The organism is Bacillus sp. RCC_6_1, from assembly GCF_041360755.1.
GTDB lineage: Bacteria > Bacillota > Bacilli > Bacillales > Bacillaceae_G > Bacillus_A > Bacillus_A cereus.
Genome location: NZ_JBFUPV010000002.1, coordinates 301,783 through 328,262, shown reverse-complemented (window position 1 = coordinate 328,262; position 26,480 = coordinate 301,783). Strand labels below are relative to the sequence as shown.

Here is a 26,480-nt window from a genome sequence, read left to right as displayed (position 1 = left end):
TAAAATGCATCACGGATACATCATTTTTTTCAATTCATCTAATGCTTCAATTGCTGCTAAATTACCTGTCGTTCCAAATAAACGCTCTTCTAAATCGTAAACACGGTTATTTTTAACCGCAGCAAAGTGTTTCCAAATATCATTTGTTTTAAATTCTTTATCAAACATTTTTACAACTTCATCAGGCATACCATGAGCTGCTCGTAAAATAATATCTGGATCAGCTTTCTTTAAATACTCTGTATTAGAAGCTAAATATTCTACTTGTTCACCTTGCACAATATTTTTACCACCTAGTTGTTTCACTAAATCTCCAATATAAGAATGCTCTGTTGCTACTAAATAACTTCCCGGCACACCTAATAAAATAAGCACTGTCGGTTCTTTCTTTCCTTTTACTTCTTTTTGAATGCTAGCAACCTTTTTATCTAATTTAGTTACTACTGCTTCGGCCTGTTTTTCACGCCCATATTTCTTACCTAAATCGCTAATAGAACTTTGCATATTTTTCAAACTCGTTAAATCTAAAAAGTTTGCTTTCATACCCACACCATCAAAAACTGGCTTTAATTCATATTCAAGTGTTGTCACAGATAACACTTCTGAAGGCTTTAATGACTTTACCTTTTCCATATCTGGACTCATTGGATTCCCAACTTCAGGTAAACCTTTATATCGCTTCGGTAAAGTTTTAGAACTTGTTGGAACGCCGACTAAATCTACTTCTAACGCATCCATAATTTCAGTAACAGCCACTGTTGTTGCAACAACGTGCTCTTTACTTTCACTCTTTACCTGCTTTGCTGATTCTTTTTTTGGTGATGAGCACCCGGCTATACCCATTAACAAAATGATAGCCATTAGTACACTTGCAATTTTCTTCACTCTCAATCACCACTCCTTTCCATACAATATGAAACAAGTCTTGATGCACGCGAACATGCATCAAGACTCCAAAAATTACAATCTACCTGCTCTATATTTACGAACTAGTAAAGCAAGTGAACCTAGCAGTAACACCATGTATAAACCAAGTTGTGCTGTATCTGCAGTTTTTGAGTTTTTCTCTTTTTTTGAATCATTTTTTGTATCTTCTTTTTTCTTCTGACCATCTGCATTTCGGTTAAAATCAGGAGTACCTACTGTTTTTACATTATCTACTTTCGGTGTAGTCACTGGATTTTTCGGTTCATTTTTCGGTTCCTCTTTAATAGTTCCTAACGCGCCGATATTATTTGTATCAAATTGAATTTGTACATCGTAGAAATGATGGTAGTTCATCTCATCGATGTCTACCTTTACTTTTGCGTTTAATTTTTTAAATAGATCTTCTACTTCAAACTGTACTACTCGCGTATTTGCATTTTTATCTTCGCTTACTACTTTCGCATCAGCGAATAGTTCATTGTTTTCCGCTTGGAATTTCGTAATCCAAGCACTATTTTTCAGCGTCATCTCAATATATTTTTTACCATCTTTTACGATTAATTTCGCTGGATTTACAACATAGTCATTCATCTTTGAAATCTCATCTGTTTTATCTTTTAATACTTTAAATGTAATATCATATTGGCCATCTACTAAATTTTCCGGATCAACTATTACTCTCGGTTTATTATTTTCATCTTGGTTGTTGTTTCCACCTTGGTTGTCGTTTCCGCCTTGGTTGTCGTTTCCGCCTTGGTTGTCGTTTCCGCCTTGGTTGTCGTTTCCGCCTTGGTTGTCGTTTCCGCCTTGGTTGTTGTTTCCGCCTTGGTTGTTGTTTCCGCCTTGGCTATCTAACGGCTTAATGCTACCTTTATCAAATGCAAATTGAATATCGTAAAAATGGTGATAATTCATTGAATCGATATCTACTTTTACTTTTGCATTTAACTTTTTTGATAAATCTGGTACTTCTACTTCCACTACGCGTGTATCAGCTTTTTTATCTTCACTTATTACATGTGCATCAACAAACGAACCATTTTTCTCAAATTCAAATTTTGTAATCCAAGAACTGTTCGTTAACGTAAATGATACATACTTCTTACCATCTTTTACTTTTAGCACACCTGGACTTTTTGTATATGTGTTCATCATTGAAATTTCGTCTGTTTGATCTTTTAATGCTTTGAAATTGATGCTGTATTCACCATCTTTAATTGTTTCAGCATCTGGTTTTTTATTTTCATCTGGTTTTTCTACTTCTGGTTTTTCTACTTCCGGTTTTTCTGCTTCTGGTTTTTCTACTTCCGGTTTTTCTACTTCCGGTTTTTCTGCTTCTGGTTTTTCTGCTTCTGGTTTTTCTACTTCTGGTTTTTCTGCTTCTGGTTTTTCTACTTCTGGTTTTTCTGCTTCTGGTTTTTCTACTTCTGGTTGTTTCTCTTCATTTTTAATTTGTTCAAGTTTATCTTGTTCAAATAAAAGTTGTACATCATGCGTTTGCTTATAATTTCTTGATGCCATTTCGATAAATACTTTTGTATTTAGTTTTTTAGATAAATCGTTTACTTCAAACTCTACTACTCTTGTATCTTTTTCCGTATCCTCACTTACTACTTTTGCATCAACAAATGTGCCATCTTTTTCCGTTTGAAAATTTTTAATTAATGAGCTACTTTTTAATGTTACAATTGCTTTTTTCTTACCGTTTTCTACTTTTAATACTCCTGGATTTACCATGTAAGTATTCATCTTAGATTCTTCATCTGTTTGATCTTTTAACACTTTAAATGGAATGCTGTACGCACCATCTGTAATTGTGTTAGAATTTGGTTGTTGATCTGGGTCAGGCTTTTGGTCGGGCTTCTGACTTGGATCCGGTTTTTCATTTGGATCTGGCTTATTAGCTGGGTCCTCTTTTTCATTTGGTTGTTCCACATGAATTGGTGTAATACTATTTTGATCAAATGCAATACGAACGTCGTACTCATGATGATAATTTAAAAAATCAATATCTACTTTTACTTTTGCATTTAATACCTTCTCTACATCTTCTACATCAAATTCTACTACTCTTGTATCTTTTTCTTTATCTTCACTAATTACATTTGTCGCAACTAGCTTACCTGCTTTTTCTGTTTCAAACTTCGTAATCCATGAACTATTCGTTAATGTAAAGGATACTTTCTTTTTCCCATCCTTCACTTTTAAAGTCCCTGGGCTTACTGAATATTGATTCATCATCGATTCTTCATCTGATGTATCTTTTAAAACTTTGAACCCAATTGAATATTCACCGTCAGCCAACTTGGTAGCTGCTTGAACTGCAAGTGGTTGTAATGTTGATACGAATGTAAATATCATTAAAAACATAGCAACAATAATTTTTGTATACCTGTTCAATGGAACGACTCTCCCTTTTGAAAATTATTTAATACTGCTCCCATCAAATACAAAGCGAATATCATATGAAGCATTATAATTAATAATTGGAATATTAATTTTCACCTTTCCATTTAGTTTTTTTGACAAGTCAGCAACTTCAAATTCTACTACTCTAGTATTATCTTTTTTGTTTTCACTTAACACGTTTGTTTCTACAAATTGACCATCTTTTTCTACTTGGAAACTTTTAATAGAAGCACTATCTTTCACTTTAAATGAAACATATTGTTTTCCATTTTTAACTGTTAATGTTGCTGGGCTTTCAAAATAACTATTCATTCTAGACGATTCATCTTTATCGCCTTTCCATACAGTAAAAGCAATATTATATTTTCCATCAGCTAGTTTTGTAGCAGCCTTTGCATCTTGTAAACCTAGTGTTGCGATAAACGTAAATAAAACAGCAAATACGGCAATAATCATTTTAAATTGTTTAAACATATATTCATCACCCTTCAAAAGATTTATTTACTCAACTTCACTTTACGAATTAAGAAAGCACCTGAAATAAGAATTAACGCTACAAATAATCCAATACGTGCTTCATCGCCTGTTTTTGGGTTATCTGTTTTTTCAGCTTTTCCATTTTCATTTTTTGTTTCTTTGTTCACTTCTTTAGCTGTTTCCTTACTCTCTACTTTTGTTTTCTCTTCTTTTACTTGTGTATCTGTTTTCGCTTGATCATTATTTTTTGTTGTAGCAGCTACGCCGTTATCGCCACCTACAGCTTTTACATTTGCATCAAATGCAAAACGAATTGTGTAGTGGTGGTCATAGTTTGCATTTGGTACAACAACATGAATTTTTACAGCTGCCGGTTTGGATAAATCATCTACTTTAAACTCTACTGTTCTTTTATCTGCCGATTCATCTTTACTAACAACTTTCGCATCAACAAAATTCCCGTTCTCTGGTGCTTTAAATTCTGTAATCCAAGCACTATGATTCATCGGAACTTGTACTCTCATCTCACCGTTTTTCACTATTAATTTTGCTGGCTTTTCAAAATAGTCATTTGCCATTGAAGCTGAATCATTTTCCGCTTTTTGAATTACGTAATTAATATCGTAAGTACCATCAGCTAGTTTTGCTGATGCATTCCCGTATGGCATTACAAGAAAAGCTAACATACATACGAACGTTATAATAAAAGCGGGTAATACAGAAACCTTTTTCATTTTTCTTGTTTCCTCCTTGGTTATCTTTCATTTCACTTTTTGAAAATGATAATTATTCTCAATTTATAAGAAAAAAAATAATCTCTTCTACCTATTATTTAATTAGCATTCTTTTATGTAACATAAGTATTATTGATTATCATTCTCATTTAATATTAAAAATAATATCTCACCCTATTCCTTATACGAAGGCATAGAAACTGAGAAAAAATGATACAACGTATTTATTGATTATCATTCTCAATGCAAATCAAAAAAATAAACTATCTCTTCTCCTCTTCTTTCACCTCTTCCCATAACAACACTATAGTTATAGAAACCCCTTTTCCCTCACTTCCCTTCCAATATTTCCACAACTAAGTCAATCTTAGCCTACTCATAAATTTTTTGTCAACTATATTACGTATAAAATTTTTAATATCTAAATTTCTCTATATGCGGCTTTTTTTACAAAAAAAGAGACTTTCTATTATAGAAAGCCTCTTTTCTCTATTTTTCTACAGCAATTTCCTGCTTTTGAAACTTAGAAACTATATAACCAAATCCTATACCGATTATGCCTGGAACTAACCAACCAATTCCTACACTATATAATGGAATCTTATCTAAAATAGGTGCTAGCGCTGCAATTTGAAGGTTTGCATTGTGTAATCCATCAAAGAAACTTATTGCAAATGCTCCTACAATCCCGCCCACATACATCGCTAATGGAAGACGAACATAGTTTTCAACAAGTGATAATACGATAAGTACGATTCCAATTGGATAAATTGCGATTAAGATTGGTAACGCTAATGCATTTAACTGAGTTAACCCAAGGTTTGCTACCATAAATGCTAATACACAGAAAATGAAAACGACTTTTTGATAAGAAAGCTTTGGTAATAAGGAAGAGAAGTAATCACCACAAGCTGCAACAATACCTACAGAAGTTGTTAAACATGCTGCTGTAATTGCGATCCCTAGTAATAAAGTTCCGTAGCTACCAAATAAATGATTCACGACATTTGTTAAAATAATTCCTCCGTTTGCGCCCATTCCAAGTGACACACTAGAAGCTCCAAGATAAGCAAGTGCTAAATACACAAGTAGTAGACCAAGCGCTGCAATAAATCCTGCAAAGATTGTTACTTTTGCAATACTGTTTTTATTTGTAATTCCTTTTTCTTTTAACGCATGAATTACAACATTTCCGAATACCAGTGCTGCAAGTCCATCTAAAGTTAAATATCCATCAATAAATCCTTTAAAGAGAGGAGCACTATACGCTTCTGTCGGTGCACCAAATTCTCCAATTGGTGTAATAAGTGCTTTACCTACGATAATTGCAATAACAGCTAATAATATTGGAGTTAGCACCTTACCAATACGACCCACTAATTTCGAAGGATTTAAAGCTAAATAGAAAGTGACTGCAAAGAAAATAAGTGTAAAGATAACAAGTGGATATGACTGACCAGCTATCTCACTTGGTAAAAACGGTGCAACACTCATCTCATAAGCTACTGTTCCTGTACGCGGCACACTTACGAATACGCCTAAACATAAATAAATTGCAGTGATAAAAACAAGTGCGAATATAGGATGTACACGTCCTGCTAGCTCATTAATATCTCCCTTTAAAGCTATAACAATTACTCCTAATAAAGGTAGTCCAACGCCTGTTACGATAAAACCAAACAGCGCGATCCATACGTCCGTTCCAGCACCTTGCCCTAACGCTGGTGGAAAAATCATATTACCTGCACCAAAAAACAGTGCAAATAACATTAAACTTATTGCAAACATCTCCGAAAACTTTAAAGATGATTTCATTTCTACTAACCTCCTAAAATAATAAATTAACAAAATATTCTGAATTAAAATCCGTCACATATCCTCTTTCAAGCATACTTCCCCGTAAAAGAACGCAAAAAACACCCGTCCCTAACAAAGGGACGAGTGTTGAAATCGTGGTTCCACCCTTATTCTAATAAAATGAATTCATAACGAAATAAGCTCATTTTATAGCTCGTGTAAATTGATAACGGTTTTATCCGCCAAGAATTACAATGCATCATGTATGCAGTTCACTCTTGAAGTTTAGAGGTGGTAAGCTTGTCTTTTCGTATTAGGAAGCTCACAGCCTAAGGCTTCCCTCTCTGAGAATCGTAAAATACAACTCATGTCCTCATCATTACTTTTATAAAATATCTTGTCGAAACTTGTTGTTTTTTATTATATGGGCTATTTTTTAAAAAATCAATAGTTTTATTTTTTCTGACAAAAAAATATAGGGAGAAAATTTTTCCTCCCTATAACTGCCCTATTAAAATTTCTAACTCTTCAGCTGTAACGCTCCGCCACTTTCCAACTTCAAGCTCATTTAGCTCTATATTCATAATGCGTACTCGCTTTAGCTTTATTACAGTAAATCCGAAAGCACGACTCATTCTACGAATTTGCCTGTTCATTCCTTGCGTTAAAACGATACGAAATGTTGATTGATCGACTCTTGTCACTTTGCACGGCTTCGTCATTCCATCTTTAATCTTTACACCGCTGGACATCTCATTAATAAACCAGTCCGTAAAAGGTTTATCGACTGTGACAACATATTCCTTCTCGTGCTCATGATTACCATGTAAAATTCGATTCGCAATGCCGCCGTCATTCGTTAATAAGATAAGTCCTTCCGATGCTTTATCTAATCGTCCAACTGGAAAGATTCGCTCTGGATAATTGATATAATCAATAATATTATCTTCAATATGATCAGCTGCTGTACAAGTAATTCCGACTGGTTTATGAAAGGCTATGTACACCTTTTCTTTCTCTTCTTTTACAATAACTTGCCCATCAATCGTTACAACATCACCATCGCTCACAAGTTCACCGTGCGTACATATTTCACCATTAATAGCCACGCGTCCAGCTTTAATGAGGCGATCTGTTTCACGTCTGGAGCATGATTTTGCTTCGCTTATGTATTGGTTGATTTTCATGTTCTATTCCTTTTCACATATATTAAAAGCGTCAATCTATGGCAATATAATTCTGCCACGATTGACGCTTTTTCACTTCGCAAAAACAACTAAATAAATAACCCCAATCACCAAAAATATTCCGCAACAAGCTAACAATACTTTTGCAAGTTTGTCCATAAACATATAATGGTTTCCCCTTTGTTTCGTTGTTTTCTATTTTAATTCGACAACTGTTACGCCTAGGCCTCCCTCGCCCATGTCGCCGTAACGGAAGGTTTTTACACCGCGATGCTTCTTCAAGTAATCTTGTACACCTTGGCGAAGTGCTCCTGTCCCCTTACCGTGAATAATTGATACGCGAGGATAGCTTGCAAGCTGGGCATCGTCTAAGTATTTCTCAACGCGCGCCATTGCATTTTCAAATCGTTCACCACGAAGGTCAAGTTCTAATGAAACGTGATAGTCTCTACCTTTTACCGTTGCAACTGCTTTTTTCTCTGTTTGCTTCGGTGTGTTAATGTATTCCATGTTAGATTCTTTTACTTTCATCTTCAGAATACCGATTTGTACGCTCCACTCAGTATCGCTTACTTTTTCAAGTAATTGACCTTTTTGACCGAACGTTAATACTTTTACTTCATCACCTGCACGTAACTGTTGCTTCGGCGCAGTGTTTTTCACGTTTACTTTTTGTTTCTTAACAAGCTCTGGTGCTGCGCCTTCTAGACGGCTCTTCGCTTCAATTAACTCGTGATCTTTCACGTTTGCAAGCTGTGCTTTACGCAATTGACGAAGTTCTTGAATAATGCCTTCTGCTTCTTTCTTTGCAGCTTCGACTTTTTCTTCCCCTTCTTTTTGCGCTTTTAATAATCGTTCATCGCGATCTTCGTTAAATTCAATGATTTGACGTTGTAATTCACGATGAAGTTTTTCAGATTGTTTGCGAAGTGCTTCTGCTTCGTTCCAGTCACGCTCTGCGTTCTTCTGGCTTTCTTCTAACTTCGCAATCATATTTTCAATTTTATTCGTATCTGTACTAATGTGGTTGCGTGCTTGGTCAATAACGCGATCAGATAATCCAAGACGTTTCGAAATTTCAAAGGCATTACTACGTCCTGGTACACCGATTAATAATTTATAAGTTGGACTTAATGTATTTACATCAAACTCAACACTCGCATTAATAACTTGCTCACGGTTATATCCGTATGCTTTTAATTCTGGATAATGCGTCGTTGCAACAACGCGAGCACCGCGATTACATACTTCATCTAAAATCGAAATTGCTAGTGCAGCCCCTTCTTGTGGGTCTGTTCCAGCACCTAATTCATCGAATAAAACTAAGCTTTCAAAATCAGCTTTTTCTAAAATATCAACGATGTTCACCATATGTGAGGAGAACGTACTTAAACTTTGTTCAATCGATTGCTCATCACCGATATCAGCAAATATATTTTTAAACACACAAATCTCTGACTCATCCATTACTGGAATGTGAAGACCAGATTGCGCCATTAAAACACAAATACCAACTGTTTTCAGCGTAACTGTTTTACCACCTGTATTCGGTCCTGTAATAACAATTGTCGTGAAATCTTTACCTAACATAATGTTATTTGGCACAATAATTTCTGGATCGATTAGCGGATGGCGAGCTTGTCTTAAATCCATATAACGCTCGTTATTTACGATTGGTTTCGTTGCTTTAATTCGCTTTGCATAAAAAGCTTTCGCAAAAATGAAATCAAGATTCGCAACTACTTCTACGTTTGATAAAACGATATCGGCTTCTACTGCCACTTCTTCTGTTAACATCAATAAGATGCGTTCGACTTCTTGTTTCTCTTTCACACGAGCTTCTTGCAGTGCGTTATTTAATTCTACAATGACTTGCGGTTCAATAAATAACGTTTGTCCAGAAGCTGATTGATCGTGAACAATACCACCATATACGCCGCGGTATTCTTGTTTTACTGGGATTACGTAACGTTCGTTACGAATCGTTACAATCGAGTCAGACAGCATCTTTTGCGCATTTGAAGAGCGCGTCATATTTTCTAATTTTTCACGAATACGGCTTTCCGCAGTACGAATTTGAGTACGAATACCACGCAGTTTATCACTTGCGCTATCGACTACTTCACCGCCGTCACCGATACAATTTGTAATTTTCTTTTCTAAATCATATAAAGATACAATTTGAGCGACGTGAGTTTCTAAAATCGGAAGCTCGACACCGTTATCAGCCATATCTTCAATGAAACGTTTCATATTACGACTACCATACATCGTATTCGCAATATCAAGTAATTCATTTGGACTTAACATACTCCCAATTTTTGCACGCTTCACATTTGAGCGAATATCCGTAATACCACCTAATGGTGCACTACCTTTTAAACGAATAACTTTCGCTGCTTCATCCGTTGTATCTTGCATTTCTACAATTTCTTCAAAATCAGTGCTCGGCACTAAATGCTTCACTTTGTCACGGCCAAGTGAAGAGGCTGTATGTTCAAGTAATTGTTCTTTTACTTTATTGTATTCTAATACACGCAACGTTCTTTCTAACATGTTGCAGGTCCCCCTTGCGTTACTTATTACGTTTAATATAGTCTAATAAACGTTCAATATCCCATGTGTTAATCACGTTATCTTTTTGAATCCAACCTTTACGTGCTGCTGCTACACCTGTTTCCATATCTTCTAACATTTCAAGTGTATGAGCATCTGTATTAATCGCTACTTTTACACCAGCATCTTGTGCTTGTTTTAATAATTTCGCGCTTAAATCTAGACGGTTCGGATTCGCATTTAATTCTAAAACTGTATTTGTCTCTTTTGCGAGTTCAATTAATAAATCTGTATCTACATCATAACCCTCACGGCGCCCGAGAAGACGTCCTGTCGGATGAGCAATCATTGTGACATGTTTATTCTCAAGTGCAGTACGCAGACGCTTCATGATCGTTTCACGGTCTTGTGAGAAGCTAGAGTGAATCGCTCCAATGACATAGTCTAATTCTTCTAATACTTCATCATCAAAATCAAGCGAGGCATCTGGTAAAATGTCCATTTCAATTCCGCGTAAAATTGTAATGTCTGGATACTTTTCATTCATACGTTCAATTTCTTTCGCTTGCTCACGAAGACGCTCTTTCGTTAAACCATTCGCTACTTTTAAGTATTGCGAGTGATCAGTAATCGCCATAAACTTATATCCACGAGCACGGCACGCTTGTACCATTTCTTCAATAGAAAAAGCACCGTCACTCCAAGTTGTATGCATATGTAAATCACCTTGTATATCGGAAAACTGAATTAAGTTCGGATACTCTTTAATTAATTCAATTTCTTTTCCATCTTCACGCACTTCTGGCGGAATAAATGGTAGACCGAAATGAGCAAAGAAGTCTTCTTCAGTCTCAAATGTTTTCACTTCACCTGTTTCTAAGTTCTCTACACCGTACTCACTAATTTTCTCGCCTTTATCTTTTGCGATTTGACGCATTTTTACGTTATGGTCTTTTGATCCTGTGAAATGGTGAAGTGTTGTAATAAACTCTTCTGGTTTTACTAAGCGGAAATCGATTGAAATATCATATTCATATTGAAGACGAACAGAAACTTTCGTATCCCCACTTGCGATTACCTCAATCATATTATCGAATTGTAGTAAATGCTCACGTACCGCTGCTGGTTCTGTCGTTGCAATGATAAAATCTAAATCTTTCACTGTTTCACGAACACGGCGCAAACTACCAGCGCGAGAGAAACGAATTACTTCAGCAATATTCGACAATTTCTCCTCTATTTCCCCGGCAATAGGCAATACCATCGCAATTGGTAAACGCTCTGGACGAGAGCCTACTTGATCGATTGCTTCTAATATTTTCTCTTCTGTCTTCTTACCGAAACCAGCTAAAGCTTGTACTTTATTTTCCTCACAAGCAGCTTTTAACGTCTCCATATCAATAACGCCTAGCTCTTTATATAACTTAGCCACCTTTTTACCACCAAGACCTGGTAGTTTTAATAACGGCAATAAGCTACTCGGTACTTCTTTTTCAAGTTCTTGTAATACTTCAGATGTTCCCGATTCTATATATTCTTGAATAACGGCTGCTGTTCCTTTTCCGATGCCCGGAATCTTTGTGAAATCTTCAATCTCAGAAAGACTACGATCGTCACTTTCTAATGCTGCTGCCGCTTTACGAAATGCAGATATTTTAAATGGATTCGCACCCTTTAGTTCCATAAAAAGCCCGATTGTCTCTAATAATTTGATAACTTGTTTTTTATTTACTTTCATCATTACCCCGCCTTTCTTTCATAGAAAAAAACTTCTCTTTCCGAAAAAAGAGAAGTTATACTCTGCTACCTGTCTGCCATAGTTCCTTCACCTTTTCAGATAGAATCGGTGTATCGTCTACAATTATTTTGCTAATTGATGATTTTTGTAATGGTGTTTGTACTTGTTCAATCGGAAGAATGTTTCCAATGATAATTAAGACAAACAAAACAATATATACTTCTAAAAATCCGAGGATTGCCCCCGCAAACGCATTTACTTGCTTTAAAACCGGTATTTCTGCAAACATATTTAACAAATTACCAAGTAATGAAAGTGCTATTTTTGTAATAATAAACAATATGATAAACGCAAGCGCTTGATAAAATACTGTCTCAATATTATTTGCATCAATCCATTCTGGAACAGATACGTTTTTATCAAATGGATACGGAATAAATTTCGCAAGTGCTGGCGCTAAATCTTTACAGTACCAGTATGCAACAAGGTATGCGATAATAAAGCTTGTTAACTTTACAAGTTGCAGAATAAACCCTCTGCGTAAGCCGAGGAAAAATCCCATAACAAGCAGTAAAATGATAATAATATCAATCATGTTATTCCATTCCTTTTTTTGTCATACTTTCTTTCAATTTCTCATGTTCTTCTTTTAATTTTATGTAATCGTGTATGACGTTTACCGCCGTCAATACCGCTAGTCTACTCGTGTCAAGCGAAGGATTCTTGGCATTGAGTTCGCGCATTTTATCATCCACAATCGCTGCTACCATGCGGATATGACTTGTACTTTCATCGCCAACAACTGAATATTGCTGACCATAGATTTCTACATTAATTCGACTTTTCTTTCCCTTTTGTTGTGACAACTCACCGGCCTCCAATCACGTACAGAATCCTAAAGTTTATCATACCATGAACCTTCATAATATGGAAACAGAAAGAACAATCCGATATGATAAAAATAACAATATAAAAAAAGGGGCGACCATTATGTCAAATTCTATCGTAATTCAAACAAATTCTACAGTAATTGAAGACATGAAACAACAATATAAACATTCACTTAGCCCGAAAATTCCACAAGGCGGAATCTTCATGGCAAAGGTGCCATCTTGCACGATTACAGCGTATAAATCTGGAAAAGTAATGTTCCAAGGAGGCCGCGCTGAAGCAGAAGCTTCTCGTTGGCAAACTGTCTCTCAAACACCAAAAACAGCTGTAAAAAAATCTGTCGATTCACACCGTTATGCGCCGCCTGCTTCCATCAGTACAATGTCTATTGTAGGGTCTGATGAAGTTGGTACTGGTGATTTCTTCGGACCAATGACAGTCGTTGCTGTATATGTGGATGCGAAGCAAATTCCACTACTAAAAGAACTTGGTGTAAAAGACTCTAAAAACTTAAATGACGATCAAATTACTGCCATTGCGAAACAACTTCTACACGTTGTTCCTTATAGCTCTCTTGTCCTTCATAACGAAAAATATAACGAGCTATTTGATAAAGGAAACAACCAAGGTAAGCTAAAAGCTTTACTACATAATAAAGCTATTACAAACTTATTAGCTAAAATGGCACCTACAAAACCTGAAGGCGTCTTAATCGACCAATTCACACAACCTGATACATACTACAAATATTTAGCAAAACAAAAACAGGTACAGCGTGAAAATGTTTATTTCGCTACGAAAGGTGAAAGCGTCCATTTAGCAGTAGCCGCTGCTTCTATTTTAGCTCGCTACTCATTCGTAAAACAGTTTGACGAACTAAGTAAAAAAGCTGGTATGCCACTTCCGAAAGGTGCTGGTAAACAAGTTGATATCGCTGCTGCTAAATTAATTCAAAAGCTTGGTAAAGAACGATTACCCGAGTTTGTGAAACTGCATTTCGCTAATACGGAGAAGGCGCTTCGCTTATTAAAATAGTATCGACAAAAACAGGAGCCTACAAACTCCTGTTTTTTGTTTCATCCTACTATTGTCCTTATAGTTTTGTTATAATTATAATATACAGATTATTCTAACATAGGAGGAGATCTACATTGCTACTTCTACAAATGATTCTAAATATTTTACTAGGCGATCCACACGAAAGACAGTTCGAAATTAGAGAAAACATTCAGCTACTAAGTGAACAACCAGCGTTCAACGATTTAATAGAGCGTTATGGTCGATCTTTCTTATTAAACTTTCGGATTCGAAGATTTATCGGGAAACACGATGCACGCTTGTTAATACATAATCCAGCAAAACTACAACACTTCTGTGAAGAACTTGAATGTATGATTAGAAAAAGGAGGTTTTTCATATGAACGCTGTAAAAGTTAAAAAGGTACTATATGCTTTCGTACACCTCGTAGGCCCACTTTCTTACCTCACTATTTCTATCATTTGGGGAGCTTTTTTCACTACTAAATCCACATTCGAAAATATATATGATAATCTTGGCGTGATGGCCATCTATTACGTGTTCATAAGTTTACTGTGGTTTTTCTATTTAGATCGATTAGACAAAGACATAAATAAGATTACAAAAGAAATTAACGATAATAAGATGTAACACATAACAAAGGAGAGCCCTTAAGACTCTCCTTTGTTATGTTAGCTTCGTTTCTGCTTCTTATTTGATGAAGATACTTTATGAGAACCTGTTTCATGTGTCGTCGTTCCTTGTCCTTCAACTTCTGGAGAACCTAGGCCCGATCTTGAATGATCTTTTTTCACTTTTTTACTCATTTATATTCACCCCTTCGCGTTACTTTTTGCTACGAGGGAATAAACTATACAATATGTAAAATAAAAAGCGAGAGGAAATCCTCTCGCCTTTTTTCATATTTTAGAATTCAGAAGAACCTGGAGTTCTTGGGAATGGAATTACGTCACGGATGTTAGCCATACCAGTGATGTACATTAGGAAGCGCTCGAAACCTAGACCGAATCCAGCGTGTTTTGTACCGCCGTATTTTCTAAGTTCTAAGTACCACCAGTAGTCCTCTTCGTTCATACTTAATTCTTTAATTCTGTCTACTAAAACGTCCATTCTTTCTTCACGTTGGCTTCCGCCGATTAATTCGCCGATGCCAGGAACTAGAAGGTCCGTAGCAGCTACTGTTTTACCGTCTTCATTTAAACGCATGTAGAATGCTTTAATGTCTTTCGGATAGTCCGTTACGAATACAGGGCGTTTGAAGATTTCTTCTGATAAGTATCTTTCGTGCTCTGTTTGTAAGTCGATTCCCCATTCTACTGGGTATTTGAAGTCAGCACCTGATTCTTGAAGCACTTTAATTGCTTCTGTATATGTGATGCGACCGAAGTCAGAGTTGATTACGTTGTTCATGCGCTCTAGAACTGTTTTATCAACGAAGCTGTTGAAGAATTCCATTTCTTCTGGTGCATGCTCTAATACGTATTTCATTGCATATTTCAGCATATCTTCTGTAAGGTTCATTACGTCACCTAGTTCAGCGAATGCAATCTCAGGCTCAACCATCCAGAACTCAGCAGCGTGACGAGTTGTGTTTGAGTTTTCTGCACGGAATGTAGGTCCGAATGTGTATACATCACGGAATGCTAATGCATAAGCTTCAGCGTTCAGCTGTCCACTTACTGTTAAGTTTGTTTCTTTACCGAAGAAGTCTTTTGACTCATCAACTTTTCCGTCTTCACCTTTTGGTAGGTTATTTAAATCTTGCGTTGTTACGCGGAACATTTCGCCAGCACCTTCTGTATCACTACCAGTGATGATTGGTGTGTGGACATGTACGAATCCACGCTCTTGGAAGAATTGGTGAATCGCAAATGCTGCGATAGAACGTACGCGGAACGTTGCAGAGAATGCATTTGTTCTTGGACGTAAGTGAGCGATTGTACGTAAGTATTCAAACGTATGACGCTTCTTTTGAAGTGGGTAATCAGAATCTGATAAGCCCTCGATATCAATTTTTTCTGCTTTAATTTCAAATGGTTGCTTCGCTCCCGGCGTTGCAATTACTTTACCTTCTACTTTAACTGAAGAGCTAAGTGGAAGTTTTGCAATTTCTTTGAAGTTCTCTAATTCTGTATCGAAAACGATTTGAACGCTTTTGAAGAAGCTACCGTCGTTTAATTCGATGAAACCAAATGCTTTTGAATCACGTAAGTTACGAATCCACCCTGATACTTGTACTGTTTGATCTGCATACTTTTCTGTATCTCTATACAGACTTTTTACTAATGTGTTTTCCATAGTGAAATTCTCCTTTGCTCATATATTTAAATACAAAAAAACCTTTCATCCATAAAGGGACGAAAGGTTAAACTTCGCGGTACCACCCAATTTGTCATAAAGACCAACTTTAACTCGTATGTAATACATACTTCCCGGTTTGTAACAGGCCGGATTCCCGTCTAAGTCTACTCTTGAATACAAAATTCAATTTCGGTTAGCAACTCCAAGGTGTTCTTCACATATACCGCCTCATCAGGCTCTCACCGTCCCTGACTCGCTTTGGATTATAGTATATACTACTTTTCCTTATCATCGTCTTTCATTTTGTTAAACTAAAATTAATGTACTACATTCGAGAGAAAGATGCAAGGTGTCGGAAAATATATGAGCGATTTTTGTAATATATCGACTTACCGACAGTGTCCGACAACCAATCCAATAAAAAAATTGCCGGAATGAATCCGGCAATTTTCTAATTACTTACGTAACTCCGCACCGAATTTCTCTTCTACCGTTGTTAGTACACGGTTATGTGCTTCTGTTACTTCTTCGTCTGTTAATGTACGTTCTGCATCGAAGTAAGTCATAGAGAATGCAAGTGATTTCTTGCCTTCTTCCATTTTTTCACCTTCGTATAAGTCGAATAGTGTTACGTCTTTCAGAAGTTCTCCGCCAGCTTCAGCAATGACTTGCTTCATTTCACCAGCTTTTGTTTCTTTTGTTACTACAACAGCCATGTCACGTGTCATAGATGGGAAACGTGGAATTGCTGAGTAGTAAGTTTCCTCAGCGTCTGCACCGAATACTTTTACAAGAGATAATTCAAATACGAATGTATTTTTCACATCTAATTGTTTTTCTGCTTCTGGGTGCAATTGACCGATGAAACCAATTACTTCGCCATCTAATACGATGTCAGCTGTACGGCCTGGGTGCATACCTTCACGTTTTGCTGGTGCATATGTGATTTGATTTGAAACGCCAAGCACGTCGAATAGTCCTTCTAGTACACCTTTCACAACGAAGAAGTCTACTACTTTCTTCTCACCTTGCCATGCATGGTGAAGAGCAAGACCTGTCATAACACCTGCAAGATGTTGTTCTTCTTTCGGAAGTTCTCCTTCTTCTGTCGGTAAGAAGATAGAACCTACTTCGTATAAAGCAACGCTGTCGTTTTTACGAGCGACATTGTATGAAACTGCTTCTAGTAATTGCGGTACTAAGCTTAAACGAAGTTGGCTACGTTCTTCACTCATTGGAAGTGCAAGACCTACAGGCGCCTTTTCGTTTGGCTCAACCATATATTGTTTCGCTTTGTCAGCGCTTGTTAATGAATACGTAATTGCTTCATATAAACCAGCACCCTCTAAGAAGCGGCGTACTTTACGACGTTTCGTTTGTGCTGATGTTAATTTACCACGAGTCATCGTTCCAGAAGGTAATGTAACTGGAATGTGGTCATAACCGTATAGACGGCCCACTTCTTCTACTAAGTCTTCTGAAATTGTAATATCAGGACGACGTGCTGGTACATTTACATGGAATGTTCCTTCTACTTCTGTAAATGGGAATTTCAAGTTTGTGAACATTGTACCCATTTCACTCGCAGAAATATTTGTACCTAATACACGGTTTACTTTTTCAGCAGTAACAGATACTGTACGCTCTTGTACTTGTAAGTTGTCAGCTTCTACTACACCTTCAAGTGCTTCACCGCCAGCATATTTCGCCATTAAAGCAGCTGCGTGTTGAATTGCTTCAAATGTACGTGTTGGATCGATTCCTTTTTCGAAACGTGCACTTGATTCACTACGAAGACCTAAGTCTTTTGATGTACGACGTACTGTTTGACCTGCAAAGTATGCAGACTCAATTAGAACGTTTACTGTCTCATTTGTAACTTCAGAATCCGCCCCGCCCATTACACCAGCAACAGCTAAAGCTTTCGTGCCGTTTGTAATTACAAGATGGTGGCTTTGTAATGTACGCTCTTGATCATCTAACGTTTCAATTTTTTCGCCTTCTTTTGCAAGACGAACAACGATTTCTTTTGAACCTAATTTATCGTAATCGAATGCATGTAACGGTTGACCGTATTCCATTAAAATGTAGTTTGTAATATCAACTACGTTGCTAATTGGACGAATGCCAGCTGCCATAAGACGAGTTTGCATCCACATTGGTGATGGACCAATCTTTACGTTTTTAACCATTTTTGCAATGTATAACGGGTTTTCTTCTTTCGCTTCTACACTTACAGAAATATAATCAGAAGTTTTTTCTGCTGTTTCTTGTAAGTCGATAGCTGGAAGTTTTACTTCGCGGCCATAAATAGCAGCTACTTCATATGCAACACCTAACATGTTTAGGCAATCTGCACGGTTTGGTGTTAAACCAAGCTCAAGTACTTCATCGTGTAAGTTTAAAATTTCAAGTGCATCTGCACCAACTTCAGCGTCACTTGGGAAGATGAAGATACCATCTGCATATTCTTTTGAAACTAACTTTCCATCAATGCCAAGCTCTTGAAGAGCACAAACCATACCGTGAGAAGCTTCACCACGTAGTTTTGCTTTTTTAATTTTGAAGTTACCAGGAAGTACAGCACCAACTTTTGCAACTGGTACTTTTAAACCTTTTGCAATGTTAGCAGCTCCACAAATAATTTGAACTGGCTCTTCTTCACCGATATCGATTAAGCATTTGCTTAATTTATCAGCTTCTGGGTGTTTTTCACATTCTAATACGTGACCAACTACAACACCTTTTACACCTTTATTTAATACTTCAACGCCTTCTACTTCAATACCACTTTTCGTGATTTTGTCTGCTAGTTCTTGTGCTGTTACATCTTTAATATCTACATACTCTTGTAACCAACGATATGATACGAACATATTTATCCTCTCCTTCCCTTACGCTCGTTTGAATTGTTGTAAGAAACGTACATCATTTGTATAGAAATGACGAATGTCATCTACTCCGTATTTCAACATTGCGATACGCTCTGCGCCCATACCGAATGCGAAACCTTGATATTCTTTTGAATCATAACCAGCCATTTCAAGTACGTTCGGGTGAACCATACCTGCGCCTAGAATTTCAATCCAGCCAGTTCCTTTACAAGTGCCGCAACCTTTGCCATGACACATCATACAAGAAATATCCATCTCTACAGATGGCTCTGTGAATGGGAAGAAACTTGGACGAAGACGGATTTCACGATCTTCACCGAACATCTTTTTCACAAATACTTGCAGTGTACCTTTTAAGTCACTCATACGAATGTTTTTATCAATTACAAGACCTTCAATTTGCATGAACTGATGTGAATGCGTCGCATCGTCGTCATCACGGCGATACACTTTACCAGGACAAATAATTTTGATTGGGCCTTTTTCTTTATTATTTTCCATCGTACGTGCTTGCACAGAAGATGTATGTGTACGTAGTAACGTTTCTTCTGTAATGTAGAATGTATCTTGCATATCACGCGCTGGGTGATCTTTCGGTAAGTTTAGTGCTTCGAAGTTGTAGTAGTCTTTTTCTACTTCTGTTCCTTCAGCTACTTCATAACCCATACCGATGAATACATCTTCAATTTGCTCAACAACAGCTGTTAACGGATGGTGACAACCTGTTTCAACAGGACGACCTGGCAGTGTAACATCGATTGTTTCAGTAGCTAATTTCGCTTCGATTACTGCTTTTTCTAAGTTACTAATTTTGTCATCTAAACGCGTTTGAATCGCTTCACGCACTTCATTTACTAATGCTCCCATACGTGGACGCTCTTCTGCTGACAATTTTCCCATGCCGCGTAATACTTCTGTAATTGGGCCTTTTTTTCCTAAATACGCTACGCGTACGTCGTTTAAGCCCTTTAGCTCTTTCGCTTCTTCAATAAGCTCTAACGCTTTTTGCTTTAGCTCTTTTAAACGTGCTTCCATTTTGGAACCCTCCTAATTTTAAAAATAAAAAAACCTCGCTCCCAAAAAGGGACGAGGTAAATTCGCGGTACCACCCTAAATTGACAGAACAAGTCTGCCCACTCATTAGTTATAACGATCAATTCTGACCGGAACGCCTTTACATATACATGGTCCTGGCGTCAACTCCAGAGGTGAATTCACTTCCGTCTACCATAAGAATGCTTTCAGTCTACGGCACTCTCTCCCTATATGGCGATTTTGTAAGTTACTCTTCTCTATCAACGTTTTTCGTTATTTAACTTTTAATATAATGTACTTCAACTTATTATAAGAAGTTTTTTATTTGTTCGCAACCGGGCTTTGCAAATAATACGTTAAAATCCCTGCTGCAACCGCAACATTTAATGATTCTGCCCCGCCGTAAATCGGAATATACAAGTTTTGATCCGTTTTTGCAAGAATTTCTTGGCGTACGCCATTTCCTTCATTTCCTACAATTAATGCAAAACTGCCAGCCGGCGTTACTTCACCATACGGAACTCCATTTTCAAGAGCTGTTCCATATACAGGAACGTTGTTTTCTTTTAACTTGTCTACCCATTCTTCTAAGTTCCCTTTTACAATTGGTAAGTGGAAAATAGAGCCTTGTGTAGAGCGGAGTACTTTACTATTGTAAACATCAACACAACCTTCTCCAAGCACAACAGCGTGAATACCAGCTGCATCAGCTGTACGAATAATTGTTCCTAAATTACCTGGGTCTTGCAGGCCATCTAATAAAAGGAATTTCCCATCAGTAAGAGCTACTTCTTTCTCATGCTTCTCACAAACAGCAAATACACCTTGTGTCGTTTCTGTTTCACGAAGTATTTTGACAATCACCTCAGGTACGATATACATTTCCACATCATTAACTGTCCAATCTTTCGGAAGGTCTGTCTGATCTGAAACGATAAGTTCTGTTACAATTCCTGCCTTCAAAGCTTCCTCGACTAAGTGGAATCCTTCTACAAAAAATAAACCTTTTTTATCGCGTTCTTTTTTCGTTTGCAGCTTTTTCCACTGCTTTACACGCGGATTTTGTACTGAATCAATGTTTTTCATAATATGTATTTCCCTCTCTTCTTGTCTTATCATTATAGCCTATTTTTCATACATATTTACATAAAAAAGAACAAAAACTAACGTCAGTTTCAATTCTGAAGAAGAGGTGAAAGCAATGAGTTTTAATTTACGCGGTGCTGTATTAGCGAATGTATCTGGAAATTCACAAGATCAATTACAAGAAACAATCGTCGATGCAATTCAAAGCGGTGAAGAAAAAATGCTTCCAGGTCTTGGCGTTTTATTTGAAGTCATTTGGAAAAACGCTGATGAAAATGAAAAGCACGAAATGTTAGAAACACTAGAGCAAGGATTAAAAAAATAAGCAATTTGAAAATCACCTTTGCATAAGCTAAGGTGATTTTTTTTCGGGAAAATTTTTTCTTCTCCTAAACATTTCTACTTTACTAACGAACTATGATGGAGTACAATGTTCAAAATACATTTAAACCGATCGATTTTTCTTCATATACACCATAAGATAAAAGGAGTGAATGTTTTATGCACCGTATTACGCTTGAACAAATTTTTAAACACCACATTACACAAAAATACGTAAACCGTTCTGGAATGGTCCACGCGATTGCTGTCGCTTACCATGCGTTTCACCTAGCCAAAAAGCATCACGCCTCAGTCGATGCTGCCACAAAAGCTGGCTTCCTTCATGATATCGGACATCATACGTGGTACACAGGCGGCGAATGGGATTATGACTTATATAAAAAGAATGATATCCATGCAATTAAAGGTGCTGAAAGAGCACATAAATTACTTATTAGATTAGGAGAACATCCAAAACTAGCAAAAGAAATTTCTATTGCAATTCTTCTTCATACAGATTCTTTCTTAGTGGAACAAGAAATTGAAAGAACATCTCTTCAAAATATTATTAAATGGGCAGACGAAGCAGATGAAGAACCGGGCGGAGCGCATCATTATCGAACAATTTCTTATGAAAAAGCACTTAAAGCAATTCAGCAATTAGATCGATTGGTAGAGCGTGAATTGCAAATAGAGCAAGCAAAATTGAATAACAAGACAGAACATAGTTATCAATGAGAAAGAGGCATCACTACAGGGTGATACCTCTTTTATTATTTTATAGAAAATACACCTTTATATGTAATATTTAAATATTACGCCTGAAAACAAAACGCCTTATAATTAAATATACAAATATAAAGAGGTGATTCTACATATGCAACCCGCTACACAACTTTCTAATGAACAGAAATACTCTATGTCATGGGGACAATTTATTAGCTCCGTTGTATTCGCTTTTTTCGGAACCGGACTTATTACTGTGTTCCTCGCAATGCCCTTAACAATTTATACAGCCGGTCTTACAGATAAAAAACAAATTGCCCTGTATGAATCTATCGTAAATACTGCAAGTATTGTATTACAGCTAGCCGTGTTGTTATTCTTCATTTTTAAATTCGAACCCGCAAAAAAATTACTACTACAATCATTTAACTTTAAAGCACTGAGAGAATGGCGTACATACGTATACTTACTTCTTTTCTTCGCTATAAACATTTTACTCAATTACATCTTGTTAAATTATGTGTTCCAAGACGCAACAAAGCAGCAATCTTCCGCACTAAACTTAGATGTCTTTAAGCAGTATCAAATATTATTACTTCTGGGCTTTGCAATACTCACACCAATTTTTGAAGAGCTTATTTTCCGTGGCTTTATACTTCGCTTTTTCTCAGAACGCTTTCCATTTTGGATTGCAGCGATTATAACAAGCTTCTTCTTCGGTATCGCTCATACATACTCACTTGGCGTAATGGTCATTACTTTCTTCATGGGATTATTAATGGCTATTTTATGTAAAAAAACAAAATCCATTATTCCAGCTATGTTATTTCATATTATGAATAATATGTTGGCATTCTTGAATTAGAAAGAGGTACCCTCACGATACCTCTTTTATTAATTCGTATGATCACTTCTCATTTCCATCAATTTATACATATTTATTAATATTATCCAAAATAAACTTCATGTAGTAAAATATAACTTAATTCATATAAAGGAGTTTACATATGTTTAGTGTTATTTGGATGCTTTTCACGCCACTTCTCTTACTATGCGGGATTGCTGGTGGTATTTTTTTAATAGTAACAGGAATTAAATATCGGAAATTACTCGTTGGTTTAATGGGGCTACTTAGCCTATCCTTTGTCACACTACCTTTTGTTTTTTTAAGTATAGGAATTAATATGGATACAATCTTCCCCATTCCAACTGCTCTTTACTGGACCCTATTTTCTTTAACTGGATTATTAGCAGGGATAAGTGGATTCCAAGCAAAAATTAAAAGTATACGTAATATGGGGTTCATTATTTTTACCATTGGAATATTAGGGGTTATCTTCTGGGTACTCATGTCTGTAGGTGATTGATTCTATATAACTTTTTTCGAAACCCACAAATCGGAGGTAATACAGAAATGTTCGGAATATTAATTTGGATGATTTTAGCTTTTACTTTAATGTTATGCGAATTCATCGTCGGCATTTTTTTAATTATTGCTGGTATGAAATGTCGTAAATCATTTACTATTATAGCTGGTTTAATTAGCATATCTCTTATCGTTGTTCCTATCATTTGTATAGGTTATGGAATAGACTTAGAGGGGATGATTCCAATTTCAGGAACTTTATATTGGGGTCTCTTCTCTTTAGCTGGACTATTAGCTATAGTAAACGGAAGACACATATCGAGTATTCGTTCTATGGGGACGATTTTATTTATAACAGGATTATGCTCTGTAAGTGGTTATTACCTTTTATATCTTACTCTTTAAAAAGACAAAAAAAGCAGGGAAATTAATTCCCTGCTTTTCTATTTGGTTTATTGCCTGATGGTAAGAAGAACGATAACACCCAAGCGATACCTGCTAGTATCGTTGCGATTAAGAAGGCATCGTTAATACCGTTAATTGCAGATAGCTTTGAAATTTGTCCATATAATAGTTGTGTGCTCATCGCGTCTCCTGCTTGAGCTGATCCAGCTAAGGCCGCTAAACTTTGCCCCATGCCATGTATTTTATCAACTAAAATTGGGTTTGATGTTGTTAACATGTTGCCGTAATCTGCTACGTGAGCAGTCGTTTGTTGCGTCATAAGTGTAATTAAAATCGCTGTTCCGATTGAACCCGCTACTTGTCTTGACGTATTTTGCGTTGCTGTACCGTGAGAAATTAATTTCATCGGCAGCGCGTTCATACCAGCCGTCATAATTGGCATCATAATGAATGACATACCAATTGAACGTATAATATAATCCGTCATAATAACGCTATACGGTGTATCCATCGATAATTTTGTAAATTCATATGTCGCATACGTCGTAATTGCCAATCCAATTATCGCTAATGGACGAATGCCATATTTATCGAATAATTTACCCGCTACTGGTCCCATGATCCCCATAATTAATGATCCTGGAAGAAGTAGTAAACCAGATTCAATTGGCGTAAAGCCACGAATATTTTGCAGATATACTGGAAGCAATAACATACCTCCGAATAATGCCATCGTAACGATTGCGTTAATTACTAAAGTGAAAGTAAATACTGGATATTTAAATACTTGTAAATCAAGCATTTTATTGTCCGTTGTTAACTCTCTCCAAATAAATAACGCTAAACCAATTACACCAATGATAAGTGAAATAACAACTTCTGCACTAGTCCAACTATTATTTCCAGCCTCACTAAATCCGTACAGCAAGCTTCCTAGCCCAATACTTGAACTAACAACACCAAATACATCTAATTTTGTTTTAGACACTGGCTGAGCTAGTGTAAAGAATTTTAAAGATAGGAACGTAATAATTAAACCGATAATAAACATCGCATAGAACATTAAGTTCCAGCTGTAATTTTCAATTACCCAACCTGTTACAGTCGGTCCGATAGCTGGAGCTAAAATCATCGCTACACCTAGTAACCCCATCGCTGCTCCGCGCTTATGAGGCGGGAACAATGTCATAAAGATATTCATACCAACCGGCATTAAAATACCCGCACCAACTGCTTGAATTACGCGGCCCGTCATCATCATCGTAAAGTTTCCGGAAGTAGCACAAATGATAGATCCTACCGTGAAGAATAACATTGCTGCTACGAATAATTTACGATACGTAAATCGTGAAACTAAAAAGGCACTAATCGGTACTAAAATACCATTTACAAGCATGAAGCCTGTAATTAACCATTGTGCTGTTGAAGTTGATACGTTAAATTCATTCATTAACGGAGGTAATGCAACGTTAATAATTGTTTGGTTTAAAATAGAAACGAACATGCCGAGAATTAATACAGCTACAACTGCTTTTACGTTCACATTCTCTACAGGCGTAGAAATTTGTTTTTTCTGCACTTCTTTTTCTTGTTTTACTTCTTCTTGCTTTCCTGTTTCTAACTCAACTACATTAGAAATTTCCGATTCTTGCTTTCGTTCAATTTCTTTCTCTTCTGTTTCAACTTTACTTATTTCTATTTTACTTACGGCTGGGACTTGTTCTTCTCCCATTTTCGTTTTTTTCTTTCGTAAAAGACGATTTACAAGGAAGAAGACGATTATACAAAATAGTGCATATCCTGCAATTACAATTGAGGACATCTCATCTCCCCCTTACTTATGAATACGAACTGTCACATTCATGCCAGGAACAATATTTACTGATTTGCTATGATCTAAAGAAATTTTAACTGGTACTACTTGTGTTACTTTCGTATAGTTCGCTGTTGCGTTGCTTGATGGCAACATAGAGAATGTATTCGCTGTTGTTAAGCCAACTTGTTCTACTTTTCCTGTTAACGTTGTATCTGGGTATGCATCTACATACACATCTACATCTTGACCTTTTTGAACATCATCAACATCTGTTTCTTCAATGTTTGCTGTTACCCATAAATTGTTCATATCGAATGCGTAAGCAATCGGGCTACCAGCTCCAACGAAAGCATTTGTTGTTGCGTTTGATTGTACAACCGTTGCATTTTGTGGAATTGTTACATCTACTGTTTGTTCTCCATTAGCTGCCGCTACAGTAACAGTACCTAGTTTATCGTTCTCATTATAATTTTTTCCTACTTCAGCTTTCCAGTCAGTTAGTTTACCTGCTACTGGTGAAGCAACCGGAATTACCTTCCCATCAATCTTTGCATTGTCTGTTTTTAAGTAATTTTCCGTTTGGTTGTAATAGTAATAACCGCCAATACCGCCGCCAACTAGTACAATTAATGTGATAATGTTGATAATTACCATTCTTCGAAACTGATTCATTGCATTCCTCTCCTTATATCGCATATAATTTTTTTCTAAACTATTTATGTCCTTATTGTTTAGATTGTTTAATTGTTAATTATATTAACCTTTTAACAAAAAA

General features: G+C 36.5%; 25 protein-coding genes and 3 other annotated features. Of the genes, 8 read left to right on the top strand and 17 right to left on the bottom strand.

Annotation, left to right across the window (positions count from 1 at the left end):
• Positions 1 to 9: 9 nt before the first annotated feature.
• The 10 genes from isdE to zapA all read right to left on the bottom strand — a co-directional run bounded on the left by isdE (position 10) and on the right by zapA (position 12,691).
• Positions 10 to 891, bottom strand: coding sequence for a heme ABC transporter substrate-binding protein IsdE (gene isdE, locus AB6801_RS07760; RefSeq protein ID WP_002101379.1), 882 nt, complete (start codon positions 889 to 891; stop codon positions 10 to 12).
• Between the two features lie 69 nt (positions 892 to 960).
• Positions 961 to 3,327: an NEAT domain-containing protein gene (locus AB6801_RS07755; RefSeq protein ID WP_370941048.1), complete on the bottom strand. Its 2,367-nt coding sequence runs from the start codon at positions 3,325 to 3,327 to the stop codon at positions 961 to 963.
• Between the two features lie 24 nt (positions 3,328 to 3,351).
• Entirely contained in the window at positions 3,352 to 3,810 is a 459-nt protein-coding gene (locus AB6801_RS07750; protein WP_000476163.1) for an NEAT domain-containing protein, read from the bottom strand.
• 23 nt (positions 3,811 to 3,833) lie between these two features.
• Positions 3,834 to 4,547: a heme uptake protein IsdC gene (gene isdC / locus AB6801_RS07745; protein WP_000757952.1), complete on the bottom strand. Its 714-nt coding sequence runs from the start codon at positions 4,545 to 4,547 to the stop codon at positions 3,834 to 3,836.
• A gap of 489 nt (positions 4,548 to 5,036) precedes the next feature.
• Positions 5,037 to 6,362 (bottom strand): branched-chain amino acid transport system II carrier protein BrnQ6, encoded by a 1,326-nt coding sequence (brnQ6, locus tag AB6801_RS07740; RefSeq protein WP_000842650.1) that lies wholly within the window; start codon positions 6,360 to 6,362, stop codon positions 5,037 to 5,039.
• A gap of 115 nt (positions 6,363 to 6,477) precedes the next feature.
• Positions 6,478 to 6,733 (bottom strand) — a binding site (T-box leader).
• Positions 6,734 to 6,841: 108 nt separating this feature from the next.
• Positions 6,842 to 7,531, bottom strand: a complete 690-nt coding sequence (locus tag AB6801_RS07735; protein WP_097999522.1) for a 23S rRNA pseudouridine(2604) synthase RluF — start codon at positions 7,529 to 7,531, stop codon at positions 6,842 to 6,844.
• Between the two features lie 195 nt (positions 7,532 to 7,726).
• A complete protein-coding gene (locus tag AB6801_RS07730) occupies positions 7,727 to 10,087 on the bottom strand; it encodes an endonuclease MutS2 (protein ID WP_000893716.1) in 2,361 nt (786 codons plus the stop codon).
• 19 nt (positions 10,088 to 10,106) lie between these two features.
• Positions 10,107 to 11,825, bottom strand: coding sequence for a DNA polymerase/3'-5' exonuclease PolX (polX, locus tag AB6801_RS07725; RefSeq protein ID WP_000867517.1), 1,719 nt, complete (start codon positions 11,823 to 11,825; stop codon positions 10,107 to 10,109).
• A gap of 55 nt (positions 11,826 to 11,880) precedes the next feature.
• Positions 11,881 to 12,420, bottom strand: a complete 540-nt coding sequence (locus AB6801_RS07720) for a CvpA family protein (protein WP_000565412.1) — start codon at positions 12,418 to 12,420, stop codon at positions 11,881 to 11,883.
• A gap of 1 nt (position 12,421) precedes the next feature.
• Complete coding sequence (gene zapA / locus AB6801_RS07715; RefSeq protein WP_000082701.1) at positions 12,422 to 12,691, bottom strand: cell division protein ZapA; 270 nt, start codon at positions 12,689 to 12,691, stop codon at positions 12,422 to 12,424.
• Between the two features lie 124 nt (positions 12,692 to 12,815).
• Here zapA and rnhC point away from each other — a divergent pair, with 124 nt between their 5' ends.
• The 3 genes from rnhC to AB6801_RS07700 all read left to right on the top strand — a co-directional run bounded on the left by rnhC (position 12,816) and on the right by AB6801_RS07700 (position 14,385).
• A complete protein-coding gene (gene rnhC, locus AB6801_RS07710; protein ID WP_000071574.1) occupies positions 12,816 to 13,751 on the top strand; it encodes a ribonuclease HIII in 936 nt (311 codons plus the stop codon).
• A 116-nt stretch (positions 13,752 to 13,867) separates the two neighbouring features.
• Positions 13,868 to 14,137, top strand: coding sequence for a hypothetical protein (locus AB6801_RS07705; protein WP_000925537.1), 270 nt, complete (start codon positions 13,868 to 13,870; stop codon positions 14,135 to 14,137).
• Positions 14,134 to 14,385 (top strand): hypothetical protein, encoded by a 252-nt coding sequence (locus AB6801_RS07700; protein WP_097999523.1) that lies wholly within the window; start codon positions 14,134 to 14,136, stop codon positions 14,383 to 14,385. Before AB6801_RS07705 ends, AB6801_RS07700 begins: the two co-directional genes overlap by 4 nt.
• A 41-nt stretch (positions 14,386 to 14,426) precedes the next feature.
• Here AB6801_RS07700 and AB6801_RS07695 read toward each other — a convergent pair whose 3' ends face one another.
• The 5 genes from AB6801_RS07695 to AB6801_RS07675 form a co-directional block, all read right to left on the bottom strand.
• On the bottom strand, positions 14,427 to 14,561 hold the full coding sequence (locus AB6801_RS07695) for a YuzL family protein (RefSeq protein WP_000039590.1): 135 nt from the start codon (positions 14,559 to 14,561) through the stop codon (positions 14,427 to 14,429).
• A gap of 100 nt (positions 14,562 to 14,661) precedes the next feature.
• Positions 14,662 to 16,053: an asparagine--tRNA ligase gene (asnS, locus tag AB6801_RS07690; protein WP_000432178.1), complete on the bottom strand. Its 1,392-nt coding sequence runs from the start codon at positions 16,051 to 16,053 to the stop codon at positions 14,662 to 14,664.
• A 52-nt stretch (positions 16,054 to 16,105) separates the two neighbouring features.
• Positions 16,106 to 16,357, bottom strand: a binding site (T-box leader).
• Positions 16,358 to 16,511: 154 nt separating this feature from the next.
• Positions 16,512 to 18,932 carry a phenylalanine--tRNA ligase subunit beta gene (gene pheT, locus AB6801_RS07685; RefSeq protein ID WP_000498191.1) on the bottom strand — a complete coding sequence of 807 codons (2,421 nt, stop codon included), beginning with the start codon at positions 18,930 to 18,932 and terminating at the stop codon, positions 16,512 to 16,514.
• Positions 18,933 to 18,950: 18 nt separating this feature from the next.
• Positions 18,951 to 19,985: a phenylalanine--tRNA ligase subunit alpha gene (gene pheS, locus AB6801_RS07680; RefSeq protein ID WP_000388219.1), complete on the bottom strand. Its 1,035-nt coding sequence runs from the start codon at positions 19,983 to 19,985 to the stop codon at positions 18,951 to 18,953.
• A gap of 44 nt (positions 19,986 to 20,029) precedes the next feature.
• Positions 20,030 to 20,258, bottom strand: a binding site (T-box leader).
• Positions 20,259 to 20,306: 48 nt separating this feature from the next.
• A complete protein-coding gene (locus AB6801_RS07675; protein ID WP_002103672.1) occupies positions 20,307 to 21,104 on the bottom strand; it encodes a TrmH family RNA methyltransferase in 798 nt (265 codons plus the stop codon).
• An 82-nt stretch (positions 21,105 to 21,186) separates the two neighbouring features.
• Here AB6801_RS07675 and sspI point away from each other — a divergent pair, with 82 nt between their 5' ends.
• From sspI to AB6801_RS07650, 5 genes are all read left to right on the top strand, one after another.
• Positions 21,187 to 21,396, top strand: coding sequence for a small acid-soluble spore protein SspI (gene sspI / locus AB6801_RS07670; protein ID WP_000009509.1), 210 nt, complete (start codon positions 21,187 to 21,189; stop codon positions 21,394 to 21,396).
• Between the two features lie 176 nt (positions 21,397 to 21,572).
• Entirely contained in the window at positions 21,573 to 22,130 is a 558-nt protein-coding gene (locus tag AB6801_RS07665; protein ID WP_000554786.1) for an HD domain-containing protein, read from the top strand.
• A gap of 139 nt (positions 22,131 to 22,269) precedes the next feature.
• The gene (locus tag AB6801_RS07660) at positions 22,270 to 22,983 is read left to right on the top strand and encodes a CPBP family intramembrane glutamic endopeptidase (RefSeq protein WP_001182123.1); all 714 of its coding nucleotides are present in this window, start codon (positions 22,270 to 22,272) and stop codon (positions 22,981 to 22,983) included.
• A gap of 142 nt (positions 22,984 to 23,125) precedes the next feature.
• Positions 23,126 to 23,485 (top strand): hypothetical protein, encoded by a 360-nt coding sequence (locus tag AB6801_RS07655; protein WP_000493175.1) that lies wholly within the window; start codon positions 23,126 to 23,128, stop codon positions 23,483 to 23,485.
• 47 nt (positions 23,486 to 23,532) lie between these two features.
• Complete coding sequence (locus AB6801_RS07650; protein ID WP_002062504.1) at positions 23,533 to 23,889, top strand: hypothetical protein; 357 nt, start codon at positions 23,533 to 23,535, stop codon at positions 23,887 to 23,889.
• 22 nt (positions 23,890 to 23,911) lie between these two features.
• On the opposite strand, the gene AB6801_RS07645 is transcribed toward AB6801_RS07650, so the two are convergent.
• Both AB6801_RS07645 and AB6801_RS07640 read right to left on the bottom strand, forming a co-directional pair.
• Complete coding sequence (locus AB6801_RS07645; protein ID WP_000095274.1) at positions 23,912 to 25,711, bottom strand: DHA2 family efflux MFS transporter permease subunit; 1,800 nt, start codon at positions 25,709 to 25,711, stop codon at positions 23,912 to 23,914.
• Between the two features lie 12 nt (positions 25,712 to 25,723).
• Positions 25,724 to 26,377: an HlyD family secretion protein gene (locus tag AB6801_RS07640; protein ID WP_001071419.1), complete on the bottom strand. Its 654-nt coding sequence runs from the start codon at positions 26,375 to 26,377 to the stop codon at positions 25,724 to 25,726.
• Positions 26,378 to 26,480 lie beyond the last annotated feature (103 nt).